The sequence below is a fragment of the Agrobacterium vitis genome, from assembly GCF_013426735.1.
In the GTDB taxonomy this organism is placed as follows: domain Bacteria; phylum Pseudomonadota; class Alphaproteobacteria; order Rhizobiales; family Rhizobiaceae; genus Allorhizobium; species Allorhizobium vitis_D.
Map to the genome: position 1 here is coordinate 3,257,785 of NZ_AP023272.1, position 24,894 is coordinate 3,282,678.

Consider the following 24,894-nt stretch of genomic DNA (forward strand, 5'->3'; position numbering starts at 1 on the left):
TCCCCAGCACGGTCTTGAACGGAGGCAAAGGGACTTCTGTCTCAGGCCATTGTCTTGGTCCGATCCGTTTCGGGCGGGTTGCTGGGGAACTGCGTCCGCGACGTGAAAGGCCTGACCAATGACGCAAAACGGAAATTTTAAACGCCGTGTACGTGCTCGCGCAGCCAAAACCGGCGAATCCTACACCGCAGCTCTTCAACATCTTCGCCAGTCACCGAACGAATCCATTATCCGGTCAGTGCGGCTTGCTGTAGCGCAAACATCATTGTGCAGCGATCCGCGTGACATTTCGGCCCTTCATGCCAGAGGGGTAGAAATACGCAACCTCATGGGGGAGGCCCATAAAGCAGGTGCTCGCCTGATACACTTCCCGGAAGGCGCCACTTGCTGGCCTAACAAGCGGATCATGTCTGAAATCGGACCTAAAGAAATCGGTCCTTCCGATTGGACCCGCTTCGAATGGGGCGTTTTGCGACAAGAGCTGGAAGCGATTCAAAGATGTGCGAAACAGCTAAAACTTTGGACGGTTTTCGGTTCCGTGCATCAACTGACGTCACCGCACCGGCCACATAACAGCCTGTATGTTGTCTCCGATCACGGTGAGCTGGTGACGCGCTACGATGAGCGTCTGTTATCGAATACCAAAATCTCGTTTATGTATTCTCCGGGAAAGCTCCCCGTGACTTTCGAGGTAGATGGTCTCCGTTTTGGCTGCGCGGTCGGCATGGAAGCGCACTATCCTGAAATATTCATCGAATAAGAGAAGCTCGATGTCGATTGTGTCCTGTTCTCGACAGCAGGAGACAGCTCATCTGGTGCTCCGGCATTTGGCGCTGAGGTTTTGGGGAATGCCGCAAGCAATACTTATTGGGTCAGCTATTCTACTCTTACGCCTCACAGTACAGCCGTTCCCTCCGGTATAGCGGCGCCGGATGGTAAGTGGGCGGTGCAATGCCCTGCAAACGGATTACCCGCCATCGCTATCGCGGACATCAAAACGAATCCAGAAAGTCTTGCACGACCCTGGCGAAGAAAGGCTCGCAGCGGCCTTTACACACCTCTTCACATAGAAGGTGACCCGAGAAGTGATAGTAGAAACCTATTTTAGGGAATGAATGATCGGGGCCGACCTTCGGCCCCGATGCTATGTTCATGTCGCGAAATCCTGATTTTCCATCACGATCAATGAAAGTCTCGGACCGAAAGCCAGCATCCCCCTCACCGAGCCTCTCATTCCAATCAAGACCCCGCATAATTGACAAAAACAAAAGCCGTCATGCGTTTCAACGCATGACAGCTTTCACAAATCAGTTCACCGGCCAATACAGCCGATGAAAATTACCCCTCAATCCCGTCCAGCAAGTCCCGCGCCTTGGCGGTCGTCACGCGGCGCAGTTCCACTTCGTCGCGGCGGGCGGCCAGCAGTTCGGTGGCCATGAGCTGGTCGGCGAGGTCGGCGGGCAGCGAGAGAAGGACGCGGGCTTCGCCGGAGTTCAGGCCATCGACATCCGAGCGCTTGGCGGTGATCATACCGCCAGCCACCGTGTTGTTGGTGTCGGGGTCGATCAGGATGAAGGCACCGGTGGAGCGGTTCTGCTCGTAAGGGTCAAACACCGCCTTTTCGTCGAAGGCCAGATGCACCTTGCCGATGGCGTTCATGGGAAGGCTTTCCGCCGGACCCCATTTGCCGTTTTTCAGATCCAGTTGCTGCACTGGCTTGACCTGGACACGCTGGCGGCGCGATCCGCTTTTCAGCCAGTAGCGCTTGTTGGGCAGAATGCCGTCCGGCTGCAAAGCCACGAGCTGCGCATCGAAGGCGAGGCCAACCTGTGGCTCGGCATCGAGCGAGACGATCATGTCACCGCGCGACACATCCACCTGCCGGTCGAGCACCAGGGTAATGGCATCGCCAGCCACAGCCGCGTTGCGCACCAGATCGAAGGTAACGATCTGCTTGACATTGGCAACAGCACCCGAGGGCAGGATGGCGACGCTATCGCCCGGCTTGACCGCGCCACCGGCCACCGTACCCTGATAGCCGCGAAAGCTTTCACCCGGACGCGACACACGCTGCACCGGCAGGCGGAAACCGGTCGATTGTGCCGAGCGCGAAGTGGCGCGTTCCAGCGCTTCCACCAGCGTCGGGCCATCATACCAGGGCATCGGCTCCTGGCCGGAATAGACGACGTTTTCGCCTTTCAGCGCCGACATCGGAATGGCGGTGGTCTGGCGCACGCCGAGCGTCAGGGCGATGTCCTTGAATTCCTGGACGATGGCGTCGAAACCAGCCTTTTCGTAATTGGTCAGGTCGATCTTGTTGACGGCCAGCACGAATTGCTTGATGCCCATCAAGGATGCAATCGTCGCATGGCGACGGGTCTGCTCCAAAATACCGGCGCGGGCATCGACCAGCAGCACGGCGAGATCGGCAGTCGAGGCGCCGGTTGCCATGTTGCGGGTATATTGCTCATGGCCGGGCGTGTCGGCGACGATGAAGGAGCGCTTGTCGGTGGCAAAATAACGATAGGCGACATCGATGGTGATGCCCTGTTCGCGTTCCGCCTGAAGACCGTCGAGCAGCAATGCGAAATCCGGCAGGCCAAGATCGTTCTGCTTGCCGCTATCGCGGCGCAGCGTTGCCGCCTGGTCTTCCTTGACCGCCTTGGTATCCCACAGCAACCGACCGATCAGCGTCGATTTGCCGTCATCGACCGAACCGCAGGTGATCAGGCGCAAGGGCCGGGAATCACGACCGGTATAGGCCGCTTCGGACTGAGGAACAGCATTTGCCAAGGAAAGCCCCTGCGACGATTCTTTGGAGGAAAAATCCGATGTGGACGCCAGGTTGGCGGCGAGTGCGGTTGCGCTTGCGGTCATCTCAGAAATATCCTTCGCGTTTCTTCTTTTCCATCGATCCGGACTGGTCACGGTCGATAGCGCGACCCTGACGCTCGGAGACGGTGGCGATTTCCAGTTCGGCAATCACGTCATCCAAGGTCCGGGCCTCGGATCGGAGCGCGCCGGTCAGCGGGAAGCAGCCGAGCGTGCGGAAGCGGATCGATCCATGCTGGATCTTTTCGCCCGGCAGCAGTTCCAGCCGCTCGTCTTCGGCCAGGATCATCATGCCATCGCGCTCAATGAAGGGTCGCTTTTCGGCGAAATAGAGCGGCACCAGCGGAATGTTTTCCGCCTGAATATAGCGCCAGATATCAACCTCCGTCCAGTTGGACAGCGGGAAGGCCCGCACGCTTTCACCCCGGCGGATCATGCCGTTATAGACATTCCACAGTTCCGGGCGCTGGTTGCGCGGGTCCCATTTATGGTCAGGCGTACGGAAGGAATAGATCCGCTCCTTGGCGCGCGAGGCTTCTTCATCACGGCGCGCACCACCGAAGGCAGCGTCATATTTGCCAGCGTCCAGCGCCTGGCGCAGCGCCTCTGTCTTCATGATGTCGGTATAGAGCGCCGAACCGTGGGAAAAGGGCGTGACACCTTCAGTCTTGCCGCGCGGATTGGTATGGACGACCAGATCCAGATCGTAACGCTTCGCCATCTCGTCGCGGAAGGCGATCATTTCCCTGAACTTCCAGCCGGTATCGATATGCAGCAGCGGAAACGGCACCCGGCCCGGATAAAAGGCCTTGCGCGCCAGGTGCAGCAGCACGGACGAATCCTTGCCGATCGAATAGAGCATCACCGGATTGTCGAACTCACCGGCGACTTCGCGGAAAATATGGATCGCCTCGTTTTCCAGCGCCTTCAAATGCGGATCAAGTGGCGCACGCGCCACGACCTCCTTGGAATGCGGATCAAACTCGGACTGATGCAGATGCATGACTTGATTTCCAGATGCGTGCGGCCCAGATGCGGGCTGCGATGACGGCTGCGAGGGCAGGCTCTGTACGGACATAAAACATATTCCTAGTTGCCGATGACTGGTCTTGGCTAGCCTTGAACAGGAAAAACCTCGCCAAAAACCCAGAAAACGGCTGTTAAAGGGAACTGGAATTCAGCGATGGGATGGCAGCGTCCGGCACATGCAGGCCGCATTCGCGCTTCTCGTCATTTTCCCACCACCAGCGGCCAGCCCGTTCAGGCTCGCCCGGCTTGATGGCGCGGGTGCAAGGTTCACAGCCAATCGAGGGATAGCCGCGCGCATGCAGCGGATTGATCGGCACCGCCTGGCTTTCCACATAGGCGTTGATGTCGTCCAGCGACCAATCGGCCAGCGGGTTGATCTTGATCAGGTTGCGCTCGGCATCATATTCGGCGAACGGCGTGGTGGCGCGATTGCCGGACTGGCTGCGGCGCAAGCCCGTCACCCAGACAGAAGCGCCTTGCAGCGCCCGCGCCAGAGGAACAAGCTTGCGCACATGACAGCAGGCATGGCGCGCTTCAACGCTTTCGTAAAAGCCGTTCAAGCCATATTTTGCCGCATAGGCGTCAATATCGTCCTGATCGGGCGCATATTGCGTGATGGAAAGACCGAAACGCTCTTCAGTCTCGGCGATCAGATCGAGGGTTTCCTTGAACAGGCGACCGGTCTGCAAGGTTGCAACCTCAATGGAAAGGCCGGCAAGGCCGATTGCCGCCGTAATCACCTGATCCTCAAGACCGAGGCTCGTGGTGAACACCGACCGGCCACCAAGCTCCTGGACAAGACGCAGACGGGCGGTGAGATCAAGATCAGCGAGAGCCGCGTCCAGGGTGGCAACGGCCTGAGGATTGGATTGCGATGTCATTCCTACTATTTCCTAGAGGGCGATTTCCCAGAGGGTAATTTCCTAGCGGGCCTACTCAATGTCCGACCAAGGCCCACTCCCAGTGGCTGCGCTTGGCATAACCTGGCTGCGCCCGGCATAAGCCTGTCATTTGACCAAGTATCGATGGTTTTATCGCCAAAAGACAGGAATTGCCTTTTATGCTGCCGCCAATGCGGAGCAAATATCACTCAAAGCCAAAGATATAGCGCAATTCCTGCCGCCTCGTCCTTGTCGCTCTTATCCCCCGCCACGCTTTGCCCCTTGCCTTTTTTGGTTGTCCGTCTGGTTCATTCCAAACGAAAACGCCGGAAAGCAAAGCTTCCCGGCGTAATATCCTTGATAACAAGGGATCTCCCCTTTGAGCGTTGCAGGTATAGCGCCTTCAATTTCTTATCAGTCTGGCAAACCATACAGCGCCGTGCGTTTTATAAAACGCACGGCGCTGTAACACTTTAAATCTGCTGCATAATTTTCTCCTGAAATCGAGTCCGATTTCAGGAATTATGCAGTAGCCTCAGAACTCTTCCCAGGACTGATCGGCAGCAGCAGCAGCCGTCGCTGACGATTTGCCGGAAAAGGCACCGGCGATCTTGCGGCCAAGCGCACGGGCGGGTGAAGCCACCGGAGCCTGTGCGGGATGAATGGGGGCGGGACGAACCGGGGCGGCATAGGCCGATCCAGAATTGAACCCACTTTGCCCGCCGCCAGCCAGCTTGAATTGCGACAGCAACTGGTTCAGCGAGGCGACTTCTCTTGCCAGGCCGTGGCTTGCAGCCGTGGATTCCTCCACCATCGCCGCGTTCTTCTGGGTATCCTGGTCCATCTGGTTGACGGCAGTGTTGATCTGCTGGAGGCCGGACGATTGTTCATGAGCCGCCTCAACGATGGCGCTGACATGCCGGTTGATTTCCTGCACTTCTGCCACCATGGTTTGCAGTGCGGTACCAGTTTCACCCACCAGCTGCACACCGGACTGGACCTGGCTGTTGGAGGTGGTGATCAGCGCCTTGATGTCCTTTGCTGCATTGGCGGAACGCTGGGCAAGCTCGCGCACTTCCTGGGCAACGACTGCGAAGCCCTTGCCTGCTTCACCGGCACGCGCCGCCTCGACGCCGGCATTCAGCGCCAGAAGATTGGTCTGGAAGGCGATTTCATCGATGACGCTGATGATGTTGGAAATCTCAGCCGATGATTTTTCGATCTGTTCCATGGCGATCACGGCGCGGCGCACCACTTCACCGGATTGCTCTGCGCCGGCCTTGGTGCGCGAAACCAGGGTTCCCGCTTCCTGGGCACGACGGGTCGAATCCTTCACGGTGGTGGTGATCTGTTCCAGGGCTGCGGCCGTTTCCTCGACGGAGGCGGCCTGCTGCTCGGTGCGCTTGGCCAGATCATCGGCTGCCGCCTTTATTTCATTGGCGCCCGCATCGATTGCCCGGGCATTCTGGGCGACATGGGTCAGCGCTTCCTGCAATTTTTCAGCCGAGTTGTTGAAGCTGGCGCGCACGCCATCGAGATGGGCGACGAAAGGCTGGCCGATACGATAGGAGACATCGCCATCCGACAGATGCGAAAGCCCGTTTGCCAGATTATCGACCGCAAATTGGATATCCGCCGCTTCCCTGGCCTTTTGCTCCTCGCGTTCCAGACGCTCTTTTTCCGAGAGGCTGCGATTGGCTGCGGTTTCCTGCTCCAGACGGACACGCTCAATGGCATTGTCGCGGAACACGCCGACAGCGACAGCCATCTGCCCGACCTCATCCTTGCGCGATAGACCGGGTATCTCCTGCTGCGATTCACCGTTTGCCAGCGCTATCATCCGACTGCGAAGCTTATCGATCGGGCCGATAATGCCACGCGAGGTGACGAACAACGCCAAAAGGATGGCCATCAGCATGACGCTGCCAACAACGCTCAATGAGGTCAAGATGGTTGAATTGGTCTGGTCGGTCAGTGCATCGCTTTTTTTCAGGAGAGTCGTCGTATTGGTGTTATTCCAGTCGCGAAGATCGTCTCGCCATTTGGCAATTAAGGGATCCGCCTTGACGAGAAGGGCTCTGGCCTCATCACGCTTCCCATCGGTAACCAATTGAACCGCCTTGTCGGTCAGGGCCTGAATGTCGTGGGCGCGGCTGGCAAACTGGTCGATATCGCCTGCAAGTTCAGGCGCTAGTGCCTTGGCTGCGTCCAGACGCTTGAAGACGGTCGAAGCTGCATCCGCATAGGCTGCCTTGATGTTGGCCACATCGAGAGAACCGACATCATAGGCGATAAGCTGATAGGCGCCATATCCCATCGCCAGCAGAGATGTCGTCGTCCGATACATCTGGCTTGCTGCAATACTGTCCGTAGCGATGAAGTCAGAATATTCGGTATCCGTGGACTTGTAACTGTTGGCGACCAAGCCCAGACCACCAATGCTGATCACGCAGACCGGAATGATTAGTGACAAAATTTTCGTGCGAATACTCGCATTGTTCATGAAGGACATTGTGCCTCGCGCCTTAAAGCTTTTGGGAGGGATAATACAGAGGGAGAGACAAGCTCTCACAAACCTGACGCTGCTCTCATGCATTGAGCACGAATGCGACAGGCCACCCATCATGGGCGCTTTTCACGATAGGTTTTATATAGCACAATTTAGATTTAATATTTCCCTAAAATAGGTTGGGTAAATTCAAAGGCTCGAGGTCACACCGGGACCGAAAAGCTCCGCCCGCATCCAGATCTCGGAAATCTTCGACAAACACGCATTGAGAACCGGCAGCCGGGGCGCAATTTTTGCCGCCGGCGCAAGGCCGTATTTCAAAAGAAAACCACGTTCAGCAGACCTGCGCGTGAAAGCACGAAACGCTGAACGACGCCCCCAACAAAAAAGGCGAGGTCGATTGACAACCTCGCCTTGGCTCATCGTTGAGCTTTAGAAGACACGTTTTCGAAAACCGAGCACCATCAAATGATGGTTGCACGGCCTCTCATCACGCGGATCTCAGCATTATGCGCCGCCCAGAAACTCTTCGCACCAGGTCTTGCCGCTTTCGACAGGCCTGTCGATGACCGGCTTGATCGCACGGATGACATAATCCGGAGACACCGTGACGCGCACTTCGCAACGCAGATACTCGGTGCGCCCGGCCTTGGTGACCTTGCCGCGCTTGCCATCGGGCGTTTGTGCATAGGTCGGAGCGACCGTGCGGGTCCTGAAGCCACCGCGCCAGCTATAGACGGTGGCACCGCCAGCCTGTTCGTCGTTGATCGGTGGTCCGAACTTGGCAAAGAAGGCGCCCGCCGGCTGGCCAACCCAGCGCTCTTCTACAAGGTTTTTCTTCTGTACAGGCATGACACCCGATGTCGTGGTACATCCAGCCAGCGCCAGCGCCAGGCCAGCCGTCAGCATGATCCGAAAATTCATAATTCTGTCCCTTGGTAACCCGCTTCAAGCAGCCCGGCCTGACAGAGCCCTGCCCCGGCCATCCCTGTGCCACTTTGTCTTTCGCCTTTATCCCCAAAACCTGAAATTGGAAATCACCAAGTTTCTCGCTCACGTCAACTTGTTTCAAAACAGCAACAGTGAAACACCACGAACCGAAATTTCCAAAAGATAATATTATTATTTAAATACAATGCATTAAATCAACTTTACTGCAACCATTCAAGGCACGCGGCACCCTCTGCTTGCGGCATTCTCGCCCCTGTTGAAAAGCCATGATTTTTTTAGAGCCGCCCGCTTGTCTATTGTGAAACCCTGGTTTATACGAGCGCCACTGGTCACGGAGTGTAGCGCAGTCTGGTAGCGCACCACGTTCGGGACGTGGGGGTCGAGTGTTCGAATCACTCCACTCCGACCAGGTCAAAGGCTTTTCCCGAAGGCTGTTCAATCCTCAATATTTAAAGCCCATGCTTCTCGTGGTACCATGCTATAAGACGCACTTTCACGGCCCTTTTTAACTAGCTGCGCAGTCAACTGTCGGAAGTTTCTGTATCCGGGACTGGCCGAAAAAATTATAATATGCAGGATTTTTTAAATCCTGCATGGTGGAGGGAATTGTACCTTAACGAGAAGATTGCCATAAAGACATAAAAGGCTGAGTTGCAGACCGTGACCTCGGGTAGGTTTACCAACTGTCGTCATAATAATTTGTTTTTTCTGCATTATTTCTAAAACCACTCCCATTTAAGGGGGTCGGTAAAGAGGCCGGACAGGTCTCAGCCAGGGGTGGCTGTTCTGTCGGGGTCCGATTCAGGGGTTTTCAATGATCAAGAACTATTCATGAGCCGGAGTAAGACCACGCGCGGCGGCGTCGAGGAGTTGCGGGCAGCGCTGGCGCGCAGCAAGGCGGGGTTCCTGTCCATTGCCCTGTTCAGTTTCTTCGTCAACCTTCTGGTCCTGACCGGACCCTTGTTCATGCTTCAGGTCTATGATCGGGTGCTGGCGGCACGCTCGGAGGCGACGCTTCTGGTCCTGTTTCTTCTGGTCATTCTGCTCTATGCGATCATGGGCATTCTCGACCACGTCCGTTCACGCATCGCCGCCCGGATCGGGGCGCGGCTCCAGAGCGAATTCGACATCAGGGTGTTTCGTGCCCTGCTCGATCGATCCGCACTGGCATCGAAGGGCGTTGCCGGTCCACGCGGTATGCGCGATCTGGACGCGCTGCAAAAAATGCTGGCGTCCTCGGCGATTTTTGCGGTTTTCGACATTCCCTGGACGCCGGTTTTCCTGTTCGTGATCTTCGTTTTCCATCCCTGGATGGGCTATCTGGCGCTGGGGGGCGGGCTGGTGCTGATCGCGCTGACGCTGCTGAACCAGCGCGGGACCAAGCGCATCCAGGCAAAAGCTGCGGATGCCAGCCGGATCAGCGACGAGATGACCATGGCGCTGGCTCGTGACGCCGAAACGGTCAAGGCCTTAGGCATGCGCAAGAGTGCGGCAACGCGCTGGAAGACGACGCGCCACACGGCGCTCGCCGCCAGCATTGCCTATTCGGATGCCAATGGCTTTTACACCGCCGTGTCCAAAACCTTCCGGATTTTCCTGCAATCGGCCATTCTGGCGCTGGGTGCCTGGCTGGTGCTGCGCGGCGAAATCAAGGCTGGTGCGATGATTGCCGGATCAATCCTGATCGGTCGGGCGCTGGCACCGATTGAGACGGCCATTTCCCAATGGGGATTGATGCAGCGGGCGCAGGAAGGCTGGCGTAATCTCTCAACCCTGCTGGAACAGATTCCCGAGGAAGACAACCGCACCACCCTGCCGAGGCCCCGTGCCATTTTGCAGGTTCAGCAGGTTACCGCCGTACCGCCCGGCGAAAGCGTGGCGACGCTGCGGATGATGAGTTTCGAGCTTGGCCCTGGCCATGCGCTGGGCGTGATCGGCCCCAGTGGCTCCGGCAAATCGACCCTTGCCCGGCTGCTGACCGGTGTCTGGCAGCCGATGGCGGGCAAGATCCGGCTGGACGGCGCCGCTCTGGACCAATATGGCCCGGATGGCCTGGCTGACCATGTCGGCTACCTGCCGCAGGACGTCGTGCTGTTTGAAGGGACGATTGCCGAAAACATCGCCCGCCTCACCGCCGATCCCGACCCGGACAAGGTGATTGCCGCCGCCCGCAAGGCTGCGGCCCATGAGATGATCCTGAAACTGCCACAGGGCTACGACACCCCCCTGCCCGCCACCGGCCAGCGGCTTTCCGGTGGGCAGAAGCAGCGCATCGGCCTTGCCCGCGCGCTCTACGGCGATCCGGTCCTGCTCATTCTGGACGAGCCGAATTCCAATCTGGATGCGGAAGGCTCCGTGGCATTGAACATGGCCATCCGCGCCCTCAAGGCCAGTGGCGGCGCTGCCGTGATCATGGCGCATCGCCCGGCGGCGATTGAGGAATGCGATCTGGTGCTGATCATGGACCATGGCGCCCGCACCGCTTTTGGCCCGCGCGACGAGGTGCTGCGTGCCCATTTGCGCAATGCCCAGCAAGTGGTGGGTACGAAGACAAATACGTCATGGGGGAATGCCAAACAGGAAACCACCATGACCGGTTTCGTACCCGGCGCCCCGCGCAAGCCATAGGAGAGAGACGATGAGCCTGTTTTCCCAGACATCGGCGTCAGCCTCCGCTTCCCCGGCAGACATGCCCGCGTCCCCTGCGGCAAACCGGTTTTCGTCCACCCCTGAAAGCCACGTCTGGCAGGCCCGCGGTCACACGGCGCTCGGCTATGGCGCGCTGGCGGTCTTGGTGCTGGGGTTGGGTGCCTGGAGCGCACTGACCACCATCCAGGGCGCCGTGGTCGGCAGCGGCACGGTGGAGGTCGAAACCAACCGTCAGGTGGTCCAGCACCAGGCTGGCGGCATCGTGCAGGACTTGCTGGTCAAGGAGGGCGATGTCGTCCAGCCCGGCCAGGTTCTGCTGAGGATGGACGAAAAGCTCGACCAATCCGAGTTGACGATCATTGAAAACCAGTTGTTTTCGCTGCTCGGCAATGCCGGGCGGCTGACCGCGGAGCAGGATGGCAAGAGCGAGATCAGCTTCGACCCCGAACTTGTCGAACGGGCCAAGACCGACAGCCATGTGCGCGAGATTATCGAGGGTCAGCGCAACCTGTTGCAGGCGCGACAGGAAAACCGTGACAAACAGGTCGGGCAATTGCAGGAGCGCAAGCACCAGACCGCCCAGCAAATCGAGGGCCTGAGCGCCAAGCTCAATGCACTGCGCCAGCAAAGACAATTGATTAGTGAGGAACTGGCTGTTCAGCAGAAATTGCTGCGCGACGGCCTGACCCAGACCAGCAAGGTCATGACGCTGCAACGGTCCGAGGTCGAGGCAGACGGCGAGATCGCCTCGTCCATGGCCAGCATTGCCGAAAGCCGCGCCAAGATCGCCGAGATCGAAATCGCTATTCTGAATGTTAGTGGCGAACTGCGTGAACAATCGATCACCGATCTGCGCAATGCTGAAGCGCAGATTGCTGAATTGCGCCAGAAACGGGTCTCCTCCCTGGAAACTCTTGGCCGCACCGAAGTGACCGCGCCAACCGGCGGCGTGGTGTTCGGCCTGACCGTGCATGCGTTGCGCACCGTGGTCAAAGCGGCAGAACCGATCCTCTATATCATCCCGCAGAATGTCGGGCTGGTGATCACCACCAATTTGCCGCCCAATGAAATCGATCAGGTGCATGTCGGCCAGAAGGCCGATCTGGTGTTTGCCGCTTTCGACCGCCGCCAGACGCCGGATATCCACGGCACGGTGATTGAGGTCTCCGCCGACGTGTTCAACGATGAAAAAACCGGAAACAGCTTCTATAAGGCGAAAATCAGGCCCGATGAACAGGAAATTGCCCGGCTGGGCGATGTCCAGGTCCTGCCGGGGATGCCGGTTGAAACCTTTATCCAGACCACGGAACGCTCACCCTTCACCTACCTCACCAAACCGCTGGCCAGTTATTTCAACAAGGCTTTCCGGGAGCGCTGACGCTGCTGGAGAATTCCTTAAATCGGAGTCGATTTAGGGAATTATGCAGCAGATTTAAAACGTTACAGCACCGTGCGTTTTATAAAACGCACGGTGCTGTAAGGAAAACTCTAGTGCACTGACGCATTCACTTCGTTCATGCTTTCGTGCACTCATTTTTTGTTTATGCATCGATCCAAACTCGGCTGAAGCCTCCGTTTGGATCGATGCACTAGCATGATACGTGGCCGTATATGCTGTCAGCCGAAAGCGCTCCCCAGGAACGTCGTGGCCCTCTTTGAGGCCGATCTGCTATTGATATAAATGGCTTCATCGAGGATATCGAGGACTTCACTATAGGATGATGTCGCCCGCAGATCCGGCGCGGCCAGCAGCGTCGCCATCGAGGGCTGAAACAGCACGCCATAGGTCGCCGCACGGATCATTGAAATGTCGTTCAACGCGTCGCCCATTGCAAAATGGGCGCACCCCTCGGTATCGACGGCGTCGAAACAGAGATGTTTTCCAGCCAGCCCATTCCAGAAGTCGAAGCCGGTGACGATATCCTCGTCATTGGTCTGAAAATTGTGACAGAGGACCTGATCAGCAGCGATCTGCTCGATAAAATGCCGGTTCATCGGGCTGAAGGAATCCGAGACAATCACCACACGCCCACGCAGCTTGAGCGCTGCGAGGAATTCCACCGCCCCATTGAACAGATCGAGTTCCGCGACACTGGCGCAGATTTCGGCCAGGGTAACGTGGTGATCGGCCAAATGCTTGATCCGCTGATCCAGCAATTGACGGTAATCGGGAATTTCCCGCGTCGTCGCCTGGAGTTCGGGAATTCCGAACGACTTGGCGATATGCGGCCACATTTCCGGAACGAGAACGCCTTCGAGATCGATGAAGGAACAGATAGATGCGGTCATTGAGCGCCACTCCCCAAAGTGCCCGCGGTAAAGAGAATGGCCCCCAGCGAGGCGAGCACGACCCCGATCAGGATATTGAACAGGCGCTGGCGACGCAGCACGACGGTTCGAATGGCCGGGTTGGACAAAAAGGTCGAAACGGATGCGAACCACAGCAAATGCGACAGGGAGATGAACAGGCCCCAAAGCAATTGGTGAGACAGCGGCGTGTCCTTGCCGATGAATTGCGTGTAGAGACTGATCACGAAAATCGACGTCTTCGGATTGAGACCATTGGTCAGAATACCCGTCATCATTTCCCGGCCCATCGATCTGTCGCTGGGAACCAGACTGCCTTCGACATCGCGTATCTTGCTGAAGGCCGTGGCCAAGCCCGCATAGACCAGATAGGCCGCGCCGACGAATTTGATGATATCCAGAATATTGGGGAAAATATGCTGGATGATCGCAATGCCGAACATGGCATAGATCACATGAAACCAGCAGGCAATGGCAATGCCCATCGAGGCCGCCAGCCCGGATTTGCGGCCATAAAGAAAACTATTGCGCGACACCATGGCAAAATCCGCGCCGGGGCTGAGAACGGCCAGCCAGGTTATCGAAGCAATCAGAAGTATTTGTTCCATAAATATGTGGGCTCCGGATCCGGCAACAGCCGCGCGTAGCCGCGCGGCTGACGTCTGCATTTATTTGCGGCGGAAGGTCAGGACCAGAACATCGCGCAGGCCCTGCTGGTCGGGATCGAGCTTGGTGATCGGCGTTACACCATGGGCAACGCGTTCATCATTGACAATGGCAGCATCGAAGGGGTCCATCAGCGTAAATTCCGCCAGCTTGACGCCGTCCCGATCCAGGATGGAGGTTTCGCCACCGACGATATTGTGCCGCTTGATGAGAACCATCAGCACAAAATCCACACCGTCGCGGTGAACGCCTTCAGGTGTTGGCTTGCCACCGGTCTGCACGGCTTCAATGCGGAACTGATGCAATTCCATGTGCCAGGTGGAAAATGGCGAGAGAGCCCCGAAGGTGGAAGAGGCGAAGGAGAAAATCGCCTGCATCACCGGATTTTCAATGGTCGATGCCAATACCGGCTCGAAATGGCGCTCAATGCCGCCATTCAGAGGATTGTAGGAGGTCGTCTGGAAATGCGGCTGATGCTTTTCGAGACTGACGGGCCCGCCCTTAGGCGCGCCCGTCAGGGTTGCGTGCCGGCGAAGACGATATTTGCCGCCGTCGGCCATATAGGTATCCGGCTTAAGATCATCCCAGGATGCCTGAAAATCGGCGATATCCTGGCTGCTAAAATGGCTTTGATGAATGATATCGAGAAAATTATTGCCTTCAAGAAACACAAAATCGAAGTCATGCAACTGTTGGCAGACATCGATATTGGTCACATTGGCCGGATCGCTGTGCTTTAAAACTGAAATATTGCCTTGCATTAAAATGGCTCCGATTTCATCGGCGTAACCCGCCGACACCGATTATCAATCATATGTTGTGTTTCGTGAAAACCGATATATTTTCGAGCAAAAGCGTGAGGTAAATTCACACATATGTCCGACAATTCCGAATTCCGATCCAGGATGGCGCGGCTGCCACAATTGGGGGCTTTGAAGGCCTTTGCGGTAGCGGCACGGTATGAAAGTTTTGTGGCAGCGGCCCAGGAATTGCACGTCACGCATGGGGCCATCAGCAAGCAGGTCAAGAATCTGGAGGAAAGTCTGGGCGAGCCGCTGTTCCTGCGTCGCAACCGGGCGGTCTTCCTGACGGAGCGCGGTCGTCAATTGGCGGCCAGGCTTGCCTCGGTGTTCCAGGATCTGGAAAATGTCGTCACGGATTTTCGCAGCAATGCCTATGCGCAACCCCTGATCGTCTCCTGCGAACCAACGCTTTGCCTGAAATTTCTCATACCAAACCTTGGCGATCTGAAAGAAAGGACCGGTCTGGATGTCAAGGTTCTCGCCGCGGGCGGGAAAATCGATTTTCGCCGCGATCACGTCGATCTTGCCGTGCGGCGCAACGATTTTGCCATCGACCCCCGCCTGCATGTGAGGGAACTGGCGCCGGAAGCGATGGGCATGGTCTGCACGCCGCAGGTGGCGGCTGATCTCAACAACACGCCTCGCCACAGCGTACCTGCTTTGCATACCCGCTCGCGTCCCGATGCCTGGCTGAACTGGTGCAAGACCCAGCCGGGAACCCGCAAGTTCAACTCGGACATTTTTTACGAGCATTTCTATCTGGCCCTTGAGGCGGCGATGGCTGGCCAGGGTGTCGCGCTGGCATCGATCCATATGGTGACGACGGATATGGCAGCCGGACGACTGGCCGCACTCGGTGCGTTTCATCAGGATGGCACCCATTATCTCGCCGTCTCCAATAGCGATTTTGCCGCCGATGAACGACGGCTGGTATTCACCGACTGGCTGTCGCAACGCATGCGCGCCCATCTGGCGCAGGCATCAACTGCGCGCCCGACCGCGGAAACAAGGCATCTGCCATAAGCATTCTCATCCACCAATCTTTGGCGTTTTCAATCCCTCGAACACGGAGGGGGCATTGGGGTCGGGCTTTGGCTCCTCTTCCAGAAAATCAGGCACCTGCGTGCCGTTGGAATTCATCGAGCCGTAGGCGCCCTTATCTTGCAATGCAGAGGGGTCTTGTAAGGCAGAGGGGTCGGTCGGAGCTCTACCGGGGTCCTCGCCATCGATTGACAGGTCCGGCTGACCGAGATCGACGGGCGGCTGGGTCTTGATTGGCAGCGGCACATAGAGCGAGACGGTGACGATAATGGCGATGACCAGCAGCCAGCTGCCAAGGATGCGCGAGGGAATGTTTAGCCAGGGGCCCTTGAAGCAGCGCAGCAGAAAAGCTGGGGTAAGGATGATCCACAGGGCCGAAAGCACCGAAGCAATCGCAAAAGACGGAATGCCGACGCCGAAATCATCCAGGCCGAGAAACAACGAGAAGGAAAAACCGACAACAGCAGCGGATGCCAGCATGGCCCGATCCCGCCAGCGCCCCGAAAGCCAGAGACTGGCACCGGTGATGGCGACGGCCACCGGCGCGATTAAGTAAAGCACCTGCCCCAGCGCGCTCTCGCGGATCGCGACGAAGATCGGGTCGAAGAACAGCAGCATGACCGATAGCACGCCGAGAAACACGCCGATGGTGATGGCGAATTGTCGGGCGTTGGGCATCATCGCGCAGGCGACCGCGATGCCCAGCATGGCCAGAACCAGGTCATACACCGAGAAGGTGAACAGCGCGCCCAGCTCGGTAAAGCCATAATCATGCGGCAGGCTTTGCGACACCGCCAGCAGGAACAGGCCGAAACCGGCCAGAAGCGCACTGGCGCGAAAACGATCCGTCTTCATAACGCCACGGACCTGCGCCCATTTGTCATTACCGGACGCAGCCGCAGGAACGGCCTTGCCCTGCCCCTCGCGCTGCTGCTTGCCCGATTGTGAGCCGGGCGGCATGGTGTCGCGGCCCTTCTGACGGCGTTTGCGGGAGGTGGGCGCCGTGGAGGATGTCCGGTGCGTGTCGTTCATCGGGCCTGGCCTTTGCGAGTGTGACGACCCGGCCTATCTCATAATCAAGGCGATTTGTCACCCGTACGGCTCTTCATCCCGTCTGTCGCCGTCCTGTTCACTGCGTCAGCCGCACCGTGCTGCCGATAATGTTCTTGGAGATTGCCGTATAGACATCCTTGATATTGGTGGTGGAGGCGCTGAAATAATATTTGGTGCCGCTGGAGCAGGTCTGCAAATTCTGGACATCGGCTTCCGAACTATAGGAAATCGCGTAAATCTCGATATTGTTGGATTTGATCGAGTCGCAAGTTGTCAGAAGCGCATTGGTGGCAGTGTCATTGCAGGATTTTGTGCGGTTTTTATCACAAATCCAGTCCAGCTTTTCGGTACTGCTCTTGGCAGGGTCCGTGGAACCAAATTTCACATTCATCTCACCATCGGTCATGAAAACAATGACCTTTTTGACCTTTTCAGAATAGTCGGCGGGCGCGGTTCCGCCACCCCATGCCGAGCGCCATTTGGGCGACAGCGTATACCAGCCCGCCAGCATTCCGGCATCGAGCCGGGTGGAGCCTTCCGACGTCATGTTGGCGATGGCGCTTTGCAACGTGCTAAAGCTCGACGTCAGGGAGACGATGGGTGGCGGGCAGAAACTGGTAGAGGAACCGCTATTGGAATCCTGGGCCACGAAGGCCTCGGTGCTGGGTGGCGCATCGCTCAGGCCGTAGGTACCGATGGCACCATTATCCTTCATTTCCACGTCGGCGCGCGGCTCGACGCAGCCAATCCAGTAATAATTACTGGAGGTATAGGCCAGCGTCGTGACATTATCGATCCACTGGCTGAAACTATATTTCGAGTCCTTATAATAGGATTTGGGATCGGTCCAGCGGCTAGGAACGGCAGCATTGCCACCATAAGCCTTCAACCAATCCTTATGGGTGAGGCCAATGTTGAAACGGCTGGAAAACGGCGCAATGGCGATCTTGCTGCGTTTGGCAACCGTCGCATCATTGGCAAAAGAGGTTAGAAAGCTCTTCACCGCCGTCTGCATCGGCACAAACCGGCCCTCCTCGATCATCGAGCTGGAAACGTCGAGCACCAGGGACACTTCGAGGTCGATATTGCCCGGCAGCGCCGCACAGGACTTGACGGAAACATTCACGGTCTTGACCCCGGCCAGTTGCATGAAACTGGTGGGAACGCCTTCGCCGACGACGACGCAGATTTCCTTGCCATCCGCTGACAGGGTCGGGCCGCTCAACCGTTTGGGGACTGTGGCACTATCGACATCATTGGCGCCCTGATCCGCCGTATCGGAGGCGAGATAGCTATCGATCCCGGCCGCCAGGGCATCGACGCCCGAGGACGAGGAATAGCTCGAAGCCGCCGCCAGAATAGCCGAATCAGAAATCACCTGAATATCGTTGCGATGGTCCCGCGACGAACTGTAGTCCAACGCTGCACCAACGGCCAAGAGCAGCGGCATCATCAGAATGGCCGACATGATGGCAAAATTGCCGTTGTCATCAACGATGAATTTTGAAACCAGCTCTTTAATGCGCATTTTACCCAACCATGTGCTGAAGCCTGCGGAACCCCAGTCCCGATCTTCAATCCTTGCTGAGTCGCTGTTTTATGAAACCATTTAAAATAAAGCCGAAATTCAATTGATAAAATGCAGTTTAATAGATCATTTTGTGCCGAAACGGCGAATAAACATCCGATGACTTCAAACTTCCTTCGCCATGAGGCGCCTTTGCTTGATGCTTGCCTGGGCCGCAGACAGCCGGGCGATCGGCACCCGGAAGGGTGAGCAGGAGACATAATCCAGCCCGACATCCTCGCAGAAATGGATCGAAGCCGGGTCGCCGCCATGTTCGCCGCAAATACCGAGCTTCATATCAGGCCGGGTCTGGCGACCGCGCTCGGCGGCCATGCGGATCAACTCGCCGACCCCGTCGAAATCCAGCGAGATGAACGGATCGCGCTCGATAATCCCCTTGCGCTGATAGGTCGGAATGAAGGCGGCCGCATCGTCGCGTGACATGCCGAACGTGGTCTGGGTCAGGTCATTGGTGCCGAAGGAGAAAAATTCGGCGGCCTCGGCAATCACATGGGCGCGGATGGCGGCGCGCGGCAGCTCGATCATCGTGCCGACCAGATAGGAGATTTCCAGCTTGCCTTCCCGCATCACTTCGGAGGCAATCCGGTCGATCACGCCCTTCACATAATCCAGCTCGGAGCGCAGCCCGACCAGCGGCACCATGATCTCAGGCACGACCGGTGCACCGGTCTCAAGGCCTGCGGCAACAGCGGCTTCGAAAATCGCCCGCGCCTGCATCTCGGCAATTTCAGGATAGGAAATCGCCAACCGGCAGCCGCGATGACCGAGCATGGGGTTGAACTCGTGCAAAGCCTCGACCCGCTGCGCCAGCGCGCGCGGCTCCATGCCCATCGCCACCGCCACCTCGGCGATTTCCTTGACGGTCTTCGGCAGGAATTCGTGCAGCGGCGGATCGAGCAGGCGGATCGTCACCGGCAAGCCATGCATGATGGTGAACAACTCGGTAAAGTCAGAGCGTTGCATCGGCAACAGCTTGTCGAGCGCGGCGCGTCGTCCGGCCTCGTCCTCGGCCAGGATCATTTCGCGCATCACATGGATGCGCTCACCTTCAAAAAACATATGTTCGGTGCGGCAAAGTCCGATACCTTCCGCGCCGAAAGAGCGGGCGGCACGCGCATCGCCCGGCGTATCGGCATTGGTGCGCACCGTCATGCGACGCGTGCGGTCGGCCCATTGCATCAGTTGGGCAAAATCCCCCGACAGTTCCGGTTGCAGCATCGGCACGGCGCCCTGCAAGACCTGGCCGGAGGAACCGTCTATGGTAATGATATCGCCCTTTTTCAGCTTGACGCCGACGCCCAGCAGCACGCCATTGCGGATATCAACCCGCATGCTGCCGGCACCGGCCACGCAGGGAATGCCCATGCCGCGCGCCACCACCGCCGCATGGCTGGTCATGCCACCACGGGTGGTCAGGATGGCTTCGGCGGCATGCATGCCGTGAATGTCTTCCGGGCTGGTTTCCATGCGCACCAGAATAACCTTGCGGCCTTCTTCCTTGGCACTGACCGCGTCTTCGGCGGTAAAGACGATCTCGCCGGTGGCCGCGCCCGGCGACGCTGGCAGGCCGGAGCCGATCACATCCCGCGCCACGCGCGGATCGATGGTGGGATGCAAAAGCTGGTCCAGCGACGCCGGCTCGATGCGCGACACCGCCTCGTCCTCGTCGATCAGCCCTTCCGCCACCATATCGACAGCGATCTTCATGGCCGCCTTGGTGGTGCGCTTGCCGGAGCGGGTCTGCAACATCCATAGCTTGCCGCGCTCAATGGTGAATTCCACATCCTGCATGTCGCGGTAATGGGTTTCAAGCTGCGCGCAGACCGCCGTAAACTCGGCAAAGGCTTTGGGCATCAGCTTTTCCATCGACGGCTTGTCGGAACCGCTTTCCAGCCGCGCCCGCTCACTCAGGGATTGCGGGGTGCGGATACCCGCTACCACGTCCTCACCCTGGGCATTGACCAGAAACTCGCCGTAAAGCTGGTTTTCACCCGTCGACGGATTGCGGGTAAACGCCACGCCAGTGGCCGAACTGGAGCCGAGATTGCCAAACACCATGGCCTGAATATTGACCGCCGTGCCCCAATGGCCGGGAATATTGTGCAACTGTCGATAGGTAATGGCGCGGGCATTCATCCAGCTGGCAAACACCGCGGCCACCGCCCCCCAGAGCTGAACCTCAGGGTCCTGCGGAAAGGGTTCGCCCAGCTCATCCTCGATCAATTGCTTGTAGAGGTCAGTCACATGCTGCCATTCATCGGCGCTCAGTTCGGTGTCGAGTTCATGGCCAAACCGACCCTTCTCATGCTCAAGGATTTCCTCGAACACTTCATGATCCAGCCCCAGAACGACATCCCCATACATCTGAATGAAGCGGCGGTAACTGTCCCAGGCAAAGCGGGCGTCTCCGGCGCGATGGCCAAGGCCGACCACCGTCTCATCGTTCAGGCCGAGATTGAGAACCGTATCCATCATGCCCGGCATGGAGGTGCGCGCACCCGAGCGCACCGACAAAAGCAGGGGATTTTTGGCGTTGCCGAACGTGCGTCCGGTCTCGGCTTCGATCAGGTCGATACCGGCCAGCACTTCTGCCTTCATGTCATCAGCCAGACTGCGGCCATGGGCGTAGAAATGCGTGCAGGCATCCGTGACAATCGTCAAACCCGGCGGCACGGGCAGGCCAAGACCCGCCATTTCAGCGAGATTGGCACCTTTACCACCCAAATGTTCAACATCGCCAGCACCGCCCTCAGCCTTGCCGCCGCCGAAGCTGTAGACCCACTTCCCCATGGTCGTTTTCTTTCTCCGCCCGACTGTTCCTGTTTTCACATCGGATTGCCCGAAAACCGGTTTCCACTTTTCGGTCCGATGCTTTTATCTCCGCATCGGATAATCCGAAAACCGGTTTCCACTTTTCGGTCCGATGCTTGTATCCCTCAAAAGACTTAGCGCATTCGTGATCCGTTGAAAATCTCATAATATCAATCGTATCCCGCATTGCAGCATAATTGCGGCATCCCGCGCTAAAGATCCGTATGTCGAAGCTCGACGCGGTATAGAGCGATGGCGGGAACCGGAAAGAAGCCAACGCCTGTTTCAATGGCAATTTTCTCGTTCAACCAATTGATATTTCAAGAATTAGCGACGGAATGTTGCAAATTGGCTCAACCAATTGTGAAGAGAAATTAACGTCTCGGTAACCTCATCGCTGGCGGATTGGGGTAGAGAACGAACCGCTACCCACTCAACCAAAGGAGATTGCCAGATATGTCATCACTACAAACCGTTGCATTAATGCTTGCCATTCTTGGGTTTTCGGCGAGCTTTGCATCGGCAGCACCTCGGATGGTCAAGCAGTTCGATCACTGGGGGCTGTTTTCCTACAAGGATGGCGGCAAGACCGTTTGCTATGTGCTGTCCGTGCCTTCAAAGGAAGATCCTGTGGGCATCGACCATGGCAAGAATTTCTTTCTGATCGCGCCGAAAAAGACCGGCGGCGTCAATTATTACCCCCAGGCCGTCATGGGCTACAACGTCGCTCAGGGCTCGACCATCGATGTGAACGTCGATGACAAGACGTTTCAGATGGTGCCGAAAGCCAATGTCGGCTGGACCCGGCTGGAAGCAGAGGACGCCAAGGTGATTGCCGCCATGAAACAAGGTCGCCGGATGACCGTGAAAACCACCTCGAAGCGCGGCACCCACACCACCTATACCTATTCGCTCCAGGGCGTTTCGGCGGCGCTGAAACAGGCTCAGGGCTGCCGCTGACATGTCCAAAACCGACAATGCCTGAGAAACGCCCCTTGACCGCCAAAGGCGGTTTCACACAAAGGCTCCAAGATGACGACGCATTCTCGTTTTCAACAGATTTCGACCATCTCAAATGTATCGAGGCCTTGAGACATTCGAAAAGGGAAGACGGTCCGTCATGTTCAGTGGCTCCCCGCGTGAACCGCCGCGCCTTGCTGGCCACCCTGTTGCTGACGCCATTGCTTGGGGTGGCAAGCCTGCTTGCGCCCGGCACGGCTGCGTCCATGCCGATGCTGCGGCAAAAGGGTCGCGTCACCGGCTATCCGCTACCGCGCTTTGCCTCGTTGAAGGCGGACAGGGTGCGGATGCGGGCTGGCCCTTCCACCGATTACCCCGTCCGCTTTATCTACGAGGCCCGGGGCCTGCCGGTGGAAATCATCGAGGAATATGACAATTGGCGGCAGGTTCGCGACAGCGACGGCACCAGCGGCTGGATGTCGGCTGTCATGCTCAGCGGCGCGCGCACCGGCCTTGTCGCCCCTTGGCGCGGCTCGAAAGGCGATCTCGTCATGCTGCGTACCCGCCCGCTTGCCACGGCTGCCATCACCGCCCAACTCCAGCCACGGGTACGGCTGAAAATCGGCGGCTGCGACGGGCATTGGTGTTCCGTCTCGGTAGAACGAGGTGGCCCTTCCGGCTTTGTCCGGCAGGGCCTGGTCTGGGGCGTTTATCCCGGAGAAACCATCGGCAATTGAGGTTTTACAACCATCCGCCGGACGGCTTCCCAAGCAATTCGCCCCAGCCGGTCAAGGCTTGACCATGGAGGGTGTTGCATGTCCAGGCACACCCTTCGCGGTGCTATCCTGCGGCAGGTCGCGCAGCCGCGACAACAGCAGAACGGTTGCGATACCGGCGACAACAGCCACCGGCACGATCGCCATCAGCACCTCGGTCGGCGAGCGTCCGGCGGCAATCAAACCACCGGCAAACAGCGGGCCAACCACCGAACCGAAGCGTCCGACGGCGACGGCAAGTCCCACGCCGGTGCCACGAACATCGGGCGCATAGCATTGCGGCGCAATGCCGTAGAGCAGCGACTGTGCCGCCATGACGCTCACCCCGATCAAGGCACCAGCGATGGCATTGGCAGCAAAATTGGCCGGTGCCAGTCCCAGCAACACGAGAGAGACAACCAGAAGCAGGAAGCAGAGCGAACCGTTGAGAACCTTGCGTTTACCGTCAAGGAACCAACCGCCCGTCAAGCCGCCCACGGCCCCGGCGATATTGAAAATCACCTGAATGAGACCGGCTTGCTGGCGATCCAGGCCGCGCGTCACCAGAAGGGTCGGCAACCAGTTGAGCAGAAGATAGAGCACCATGATGCCGAAGAAGAAACCCGTCCACAGCAGGATGCTGCGCAGCGCCGTATCGGCGGAGAACACCTGACGCCAGGCACCTTCCTTCTTGGTCTTTTCCGACTTTTCGACCTTGAGCTGCGGCAGCATCATAAACAGTGGCAGCACGAGCAGCATCGGCATGATGCCGCCTGCAATGAAAATGGTGCGCCAGTCGTCATGCAGGCCAGCCATGGCCACCACGCTGGCAATCGCGCCGCCAAACGGAATGCCAGCGTACATGATAGACACCGCCCGGCCGCGCCGCTCCGGCGTGGTCGATTCGACAGCAATGGCAACCAGGTTCGGCAGCGCCCCGCCCAGGCCGACGCCGGTCAGGAACCGCATGGCGATCAGCCCTTCCACGGATGTGGCGGTAGCCGTCGCAAGCGAGAAGATCCCGAAGATGAAAAGCGATAGACTGAGGCCCAGACGACGTCCGAACCGGTCGGAGATCATCCCGCCGGAAACGGCGCCAAAGATCAGGCCGAAGGTGGCGGAAGAAAAGAACAGTCCCATCTGGGCGGGTGTCAGCCCGAAGACCGGCGCCAATTTCGGCGCCGCCACGCCCGCAGCCTGAAGGTCAAAACCTTCAATCATCGCCGCCAGAAAAACCAGAAAAATGATCCGGGACGAGCCCGGTCGCGATGTTGTCGACAGCATAATGCCTCCCATTGATGCCGATAACGGCTCAACCGCTCGCCTCCTCGCTTACGGTCAGACCTTTTGGATAATCCCACAGCCATCATGACCACGCCACCGGCGCGGCAAGATGCTGTAAAGTATGTTGAGCATACTATTGGAATTGGCATTTAGCAATCGTGGCTTGCCAGCGAGGAGAAAATACCTCCGCAAAAAGGAAAACCTCTATTTTCTATTTCAATACAAAGGATTGCGATTTTTCATCCGTTGCAGGCAGCAAGATTTAAAATCGCTAATTCTCAGACTATCAGCCGGGAGCGCGCGCCAATGCAGTCTTTTCCGCCTCGCTCGGTGTACCGAGGAAGATCTCGCCTTCTGCCTGGTCCTGAATACGCATCACCGCATGCTTGCCATCGGCGGAAAACAGCACACGAGCGGCGCTTTGCTCGCAGCGTTTTGGCTGGCAGGCGTAGAATAATTGCATGGGCTTGGCGTCAACAGGCATTTCGACCGAAGCCACCCCGATATAATCATCCTTGCGGACCATGTTCAGCACCCAGAGCGGAATGCCCTGCCGCCCGCGCACCAGCCCCGTCAGCGCATCGCGATGCGGCTTGGAGGTTTTCACGGTCTGCGCAAGAAAATTGCCGGAAAGATTTTCGGCTGCTGCGGGAATCGCAAAAAGGCAGGCAAGAGCGGTCAGCAGCAGTATCCAGCGGGGCATGCAAATCTCCTGTTTATGAGTGCCCGACAGGTTCACGTTGAACCAGCCAGACCGTCCCTTCCTCGGTATGCC

General features: G+C 57.8%; 17 protein-coding genes, 1 tRNA gene and 2 pseudogenes. 7 read left to right on the plus strand and 13 right to left on the minus strand.

Translation table 11 applies throughout. The features are described 5' to 3' along the window. Positions 1 to 118 precede the first annotated feature (118 nt). Positions 119 to 1,108: pseudogene (locus tag H1Y61_RS15255) on the plus strand (carbon-nitrogen hydrolase family protein). 230 nt (positions 1,109 to 1,338) lie between these two features. Here the strand turns inward: H1Y61_RS15255 and cysN are convergent. From cysN to H1Y61_RS15280, 5 genes are all read right to left on the minus strand, one after another. After that, positions 1,339 to 2,877, minus strand: a complete 1,539-nt coding sequence (gene cysN / locus H1Y61_RS15260) for a sulfate adenylyltransferase subunit CysN (RefSeq protein WP_180573102.1) — start codon at positions 2,875 to 2,877, stop codon at positions 1,339 to 1,341. Between the two features lies 1 nt (position 2,878). Beyond that, entirely contained in the window at positions 2,879 to 3,835 is a 957-nt protein-coding gene (gene cysD / locus H1Y61_RS15265) for a sulfate adenylyltransferase subunit CysD (RefSeq protein WP_174110189.1), read from the minus strand. 157 nt (positions 3,836 to 3,992) lie between these two features. Beyond that, entirely contained in the window at positions 3,993 to 4,742 is a 750-nt protein-coding gene (locus H1Y61_RS15270) for a phosphoadenylyl-sulfate reductase (RefSeq protein WP_180573103.1), read from the minus strand. Positions 4,743 to 5,277: 535 nt separating this feature from the next. Further along, positions 5,278 to 7,254, minus strand: a complete 1,977-nt coding sequence (locus H1Y61_RS15275) for a methyl-accepting chemotaxis protein (protein WP_180573104.1) — start codon at positions 7,252 to 7,254, stop codon at positions 5,278 to 5,280. A gap of 504 nt (positions 7,255 to 7,758) precedes the next feature. Further along, entirely contained in the window at positions 7,759 to 8,175 is a 417-nt protein-coding gene (locus H1Y61_RS15280; protein WP_015915220.1) for a hypothetical protein, read from the minus strand. 359 nt (positions 8,176 to 8,534) lie between these two features. Here H1Y61_RS15280 and H1Y61_RS15285 point away from each other — a divergent pair. The 3 genes from H1Y61_RS15285 (at position 8,535) to H1Y61_RS15295 (ending at position 12,229) form a co-directional block, all read left to right on the plus strand. Further along, a tRNA-Pro gene (locus tag H1Y61_RS15285) sits at positions 8,535 to 8,611 on the plus strand. Positions 8,612 to 9,033: 422 nt separating this feature from the next. Next, complete coding sequence (locus H1Y61_RS15290) at positions 9,034 to 10,830, plus strand: type I secretion system permease/ATPase (protein WP_180573105.1); 1,797 nt, start codon at positions 9,034 to 9,036, stop codon at positions 10,828 to 10,830. A 10-nt stretch (positions 10,831 to 10,840) separates the two neighbouring features. Then, positions 10,841 to 12,229, plus strand: coding sequence for an HlyD family type I secretion periplasmic adaptor subunit (locus tag H1Y61_RS15295; RefSeq protein WP_180573106.1), 1,389 nt, complete (start codon positions 10,841 to 10,843; stop codon positions 12,227 to 12,229). A gap of 239 nt (positions 12,230 to 12,468) precedes the next feature. On the opposite strand, the gene thrH is transcribed toward H1Y61_RS15295, so the two are convergent. Genes thrH through H1Y61_RS15310 form a run of 3 tightly spaced genes read right to left on the minus strand, consistent with a single transcriptional unit; the run spans position 12,469 to position 14,585 of the window. Further along, on the minus strand, positions 12,469 to 13,140 hold the full coding sequence (gene thrH / locus H1Y61_RS15300; RefSeq protein ID WP_174110184.1) for a bifunctional phosphoserine phosphatase/homoserine phosphotransferase ThrH: 672 nt from the start codon (positions 13,138 to 13,140) through the stop codon (positions 12,469 to 12,471). Beyond that, positions 13,137 to 13,766 (minus strand): LysE family translocator, encoded by a 630-nt coding sequence (locus H1Y61_RS15305; protein WP_015915216.1) that lies wholly within the window; start codon positions 13,764 to 13,766, stop codon positions 13,137 to 13,139. Before H1Y61_RS15305 ends, thrH begins: the two co-directional genes overlap by 4 nt. A 60-nt stretch (positions 13,767 to 13,826) precedes the next feature. After that, positions 13,827 to 14,585 (minus strand): 2OG-Fe dioxygenase family protein, encoded by a 759-nt coding sequence (locus tag H1Y61_RS15310; protein WP_180573107.1) that lies wholly within the window; start codon positions 14,583 to 14,585, stop codon positions 13,827 to 13,829. 114 nt (positions 14,586 to 14,699) lie between these two features. Here H1Y61_RS15310 and H1Y61_RS15315 point away from each other — a divergent pair, with 114 nt between their 5' ends. Then, positions 14,700 to 15,650: a LysR family transcriptional regulator gene (locus tag H1Y61_RS15315; RefSeq protein WP_235680762.1), complete on the plus strand. Its 951-nt coding sequence runs from the start codon at positions 14,700 to 14,702 to the stop codon at positions 15,648 to 15,650. Between the two features lie 6 nt (positions 15,651 to 15,656). Here the strand turns inward: H1Y61_RS15315 and H1Y61_RS15320 are convergent, their stop codons facing one another. The 3 genes and pseudogenes from H1Y61_RS15320 to ppdK form a co-directional block, all read right to left on the minus strand. Then, positions 15,657 to 16,700: a hypothetical protein gene (locus H1Y61_RS15320; protein ID WP_180573108.1), complete on the minus strand. Its 1,044-nt coding sequence runs from the start codon at positions 16,698 to 16,700 to the stop codon at positions 15,657 to 15,659. Positions 16,701 to 18,123: 1,423 nt separating this feature from the next. Continuing rightward, positions 18,124 to 18,249: pseudogene (locus H1Y61_RS27090) on the minus strand (TadE/TadG family type IV pilus assembly protein); the annotation flags it as partial. Positions 18,250 to 18,414: 165 nt separating this feature from the next. Then, entirely contained in the window at positions 18,415 to 21,099 is a 2,685-nt protein-coding gene (gene ppdK, locus H1Y61_RS15330; RefSeq protein WP_180573110.1) for a pyruvate, phosphate dikinase, read from the minus strand. Positions 21,100 to 21,576: 477 nt separating this feature from the next. Here ppdK and H1Y61_RS15335 point away from each other — a divergent pair, with 477 nt between their 5' ends. Both H1Y61_RS15335 and H1Y61_RS15340 read left to right on the plus strand, forming a co-directional pair. Next, a complete protein-coding gene (locus H1Y61_RS15335) occupies positions 21,577 to 22,080 on the plus strand; it encodes an invasion associated locus B family protein (RefSeq protein ID WP_174110179.1) in 504 nt (167 codons plus the stop codon). A gap of 179 nt (positions 22,081 to 22,259) precedes the next feature. Further along, positions 22,260 to 22,817, plus strand: a complete 558-nt coding sequence (locus H1Y61_RS15340; RefSeq protein ID WP_235680763.1) for an SH3 domain-containing protein — start codon at positions 22,260 to 22,262, stop codon at positions 22,815 to 22,817. Positions 22,818 to 22,868: 51 nt separating this feature from the next. Here H1Y61_RS15340 and mhpT read toward each other — a convergent pair whose 3' ends face one another. Both mhpT and H1Y61_RS15350 read right to left on the minus strand, forming a co-directional pair. Then, positions 22,869 to 24,119: a 3-(3-hydroxy-phenyl)propionate transporter MhpT gene (gene mhpT / locus H1Y61_RS15345; protein WP_235680764.1), complete on the minus strand. Its 1,251-nt coding sequence runs from the start codon at positions 24,117 to 24,119 to the stop codon at positions 22,869 to 22,871. Positions 24,120 to 24,405: 286 nt separating this feature from the next. Next, complete coding sequence (locus H1Y61_RS15350; RefSeq protein WP_180573113.1) at positions 24,406 to 24,822, minus strand: Ivy family c-type lysozyme inhibitor; 417 nt, start codon at positions 24,820 to 24,822, stop codon at positions 24,406 to 24,408. Positions 24,823 to 24,894: the final 72 nt, after the last annotated feature.

Excerpts from the sequence above, each read along its gene's own strand:
- H1Y61_RS15350 (WP_180573113.1), bottom strand. The coding sequence starts at position 24,822 with ATGCCCCGCTGGATACTGCTGCTGACCGCTCTTGCCTGCCTTTTTGCG.
- H1Y61_RS15305 (WP_015915216.1), bottom strand. The coding sequence starts at position 13,766 with ATGGAACAAATACTTCTGATTGCTTCGATAACCTGGCTGGCCGTTCTC.
- H1Y61_RS15310 (WP_180573107.1), bottom strand. The coding sequence starts at position 14,585 with ATGCAAGGCAATATTTCAGTTTTAAAGCACAGCGATCCGGCCAATGTG.
- H1Y61_RS15270 (WP_180573103.1), bottom strand. The coding sequence starts at position 4,742 with ATGACATCGCAATCCAATCCTCAGGCCGTTGCCACCCTGGACGCGGCT.
- H1Y61_RS15280 (WP_015915220.1), bottom strand. The coding sequence starts at position 8,175 with ATGAATTTTCGGATCATGCTGACGGCTGGCCTGGCGCTGGCGCTGGCT.
- H1Y61_RS15295 (WP_180573106.1), top strand. The coding sequence starts at position 10,841 with ATGAGCCTGTTTTCCCAGACATCGGCGTCAGCCTCCGCTTCCCCGGCA.
- H1Y61_RS15315 (WP_235680762.1), top strand. The coding sequence starts at position 14,700 with ATGTCCGACAATTCCGAATTCCGATCCAGGATGGCGCGGCTGCCACAA.
- H1Y61_RS15320 (WP_180573108.1), bottom strand. The coding sequence starts at position 16,700 with ATGAACGACACGCACCGGACATCCTCCACGGCGCCCACCTCCCGCAAA.
- H1Y61_RS15275 (WP_180573104.1), bottom strand. The coding sequence starts at position 7,254 with ATGTCCTTCATGAACAATGCGAGTATTCGCACGAAAATTTTGTCACTA.
- ppdK (WP_180573110.1), bottom strand. The coding sequence starts at position 21,099 with ATGGGGAAGTGGGTCTACAGCTTCGGCGGCGGCAAGGCTGAGGGCGGT.
- H1Y61_RS15290 (WP_180573105.1), top strand. The coding sequence starts at position 9,034 with ATGAGCCGGAGTAAGACCACGCGCGGCGGCGTCGAGGAGTTGCGGGCA.
- thrH (WP_174110184.1), bottom strand. The coding sequence starts at position 13,140 with ATGACCGCATCTATCTGTTCCTTCATCGATCTCGAAGGCGTTCTCGTT.
- mhpT (WP_235680764.1), bottom strand. The coding sequence starts at position 24,119 with ATGCTGTCGACAACATCGCGACCGGGCTCGTCCCGGATCATTTTTCTG.
- cysD (WP_174110189.1), bottom strand. The coding sequence starts at position 3,835 with ATGCATCTGCATCAGTCCGAGTTTGATCCGCATTCCAAGGAGGTCGTG.
- cysN (WP_180573102.1), bottom strand. The coding sequence starts at position 2,877 with ATGACCGCAAGCGCAACCGCACTCGCCGCCAACCTGGCGTCCACATCG.
- H1Y61_RS15335 (WP_174110179.1), top strand. The coding sequence starts at position 21,577 with ATGTCATCACTACAAACCGTTGCATTAATGCTTGCCATTCTTGGGTTT.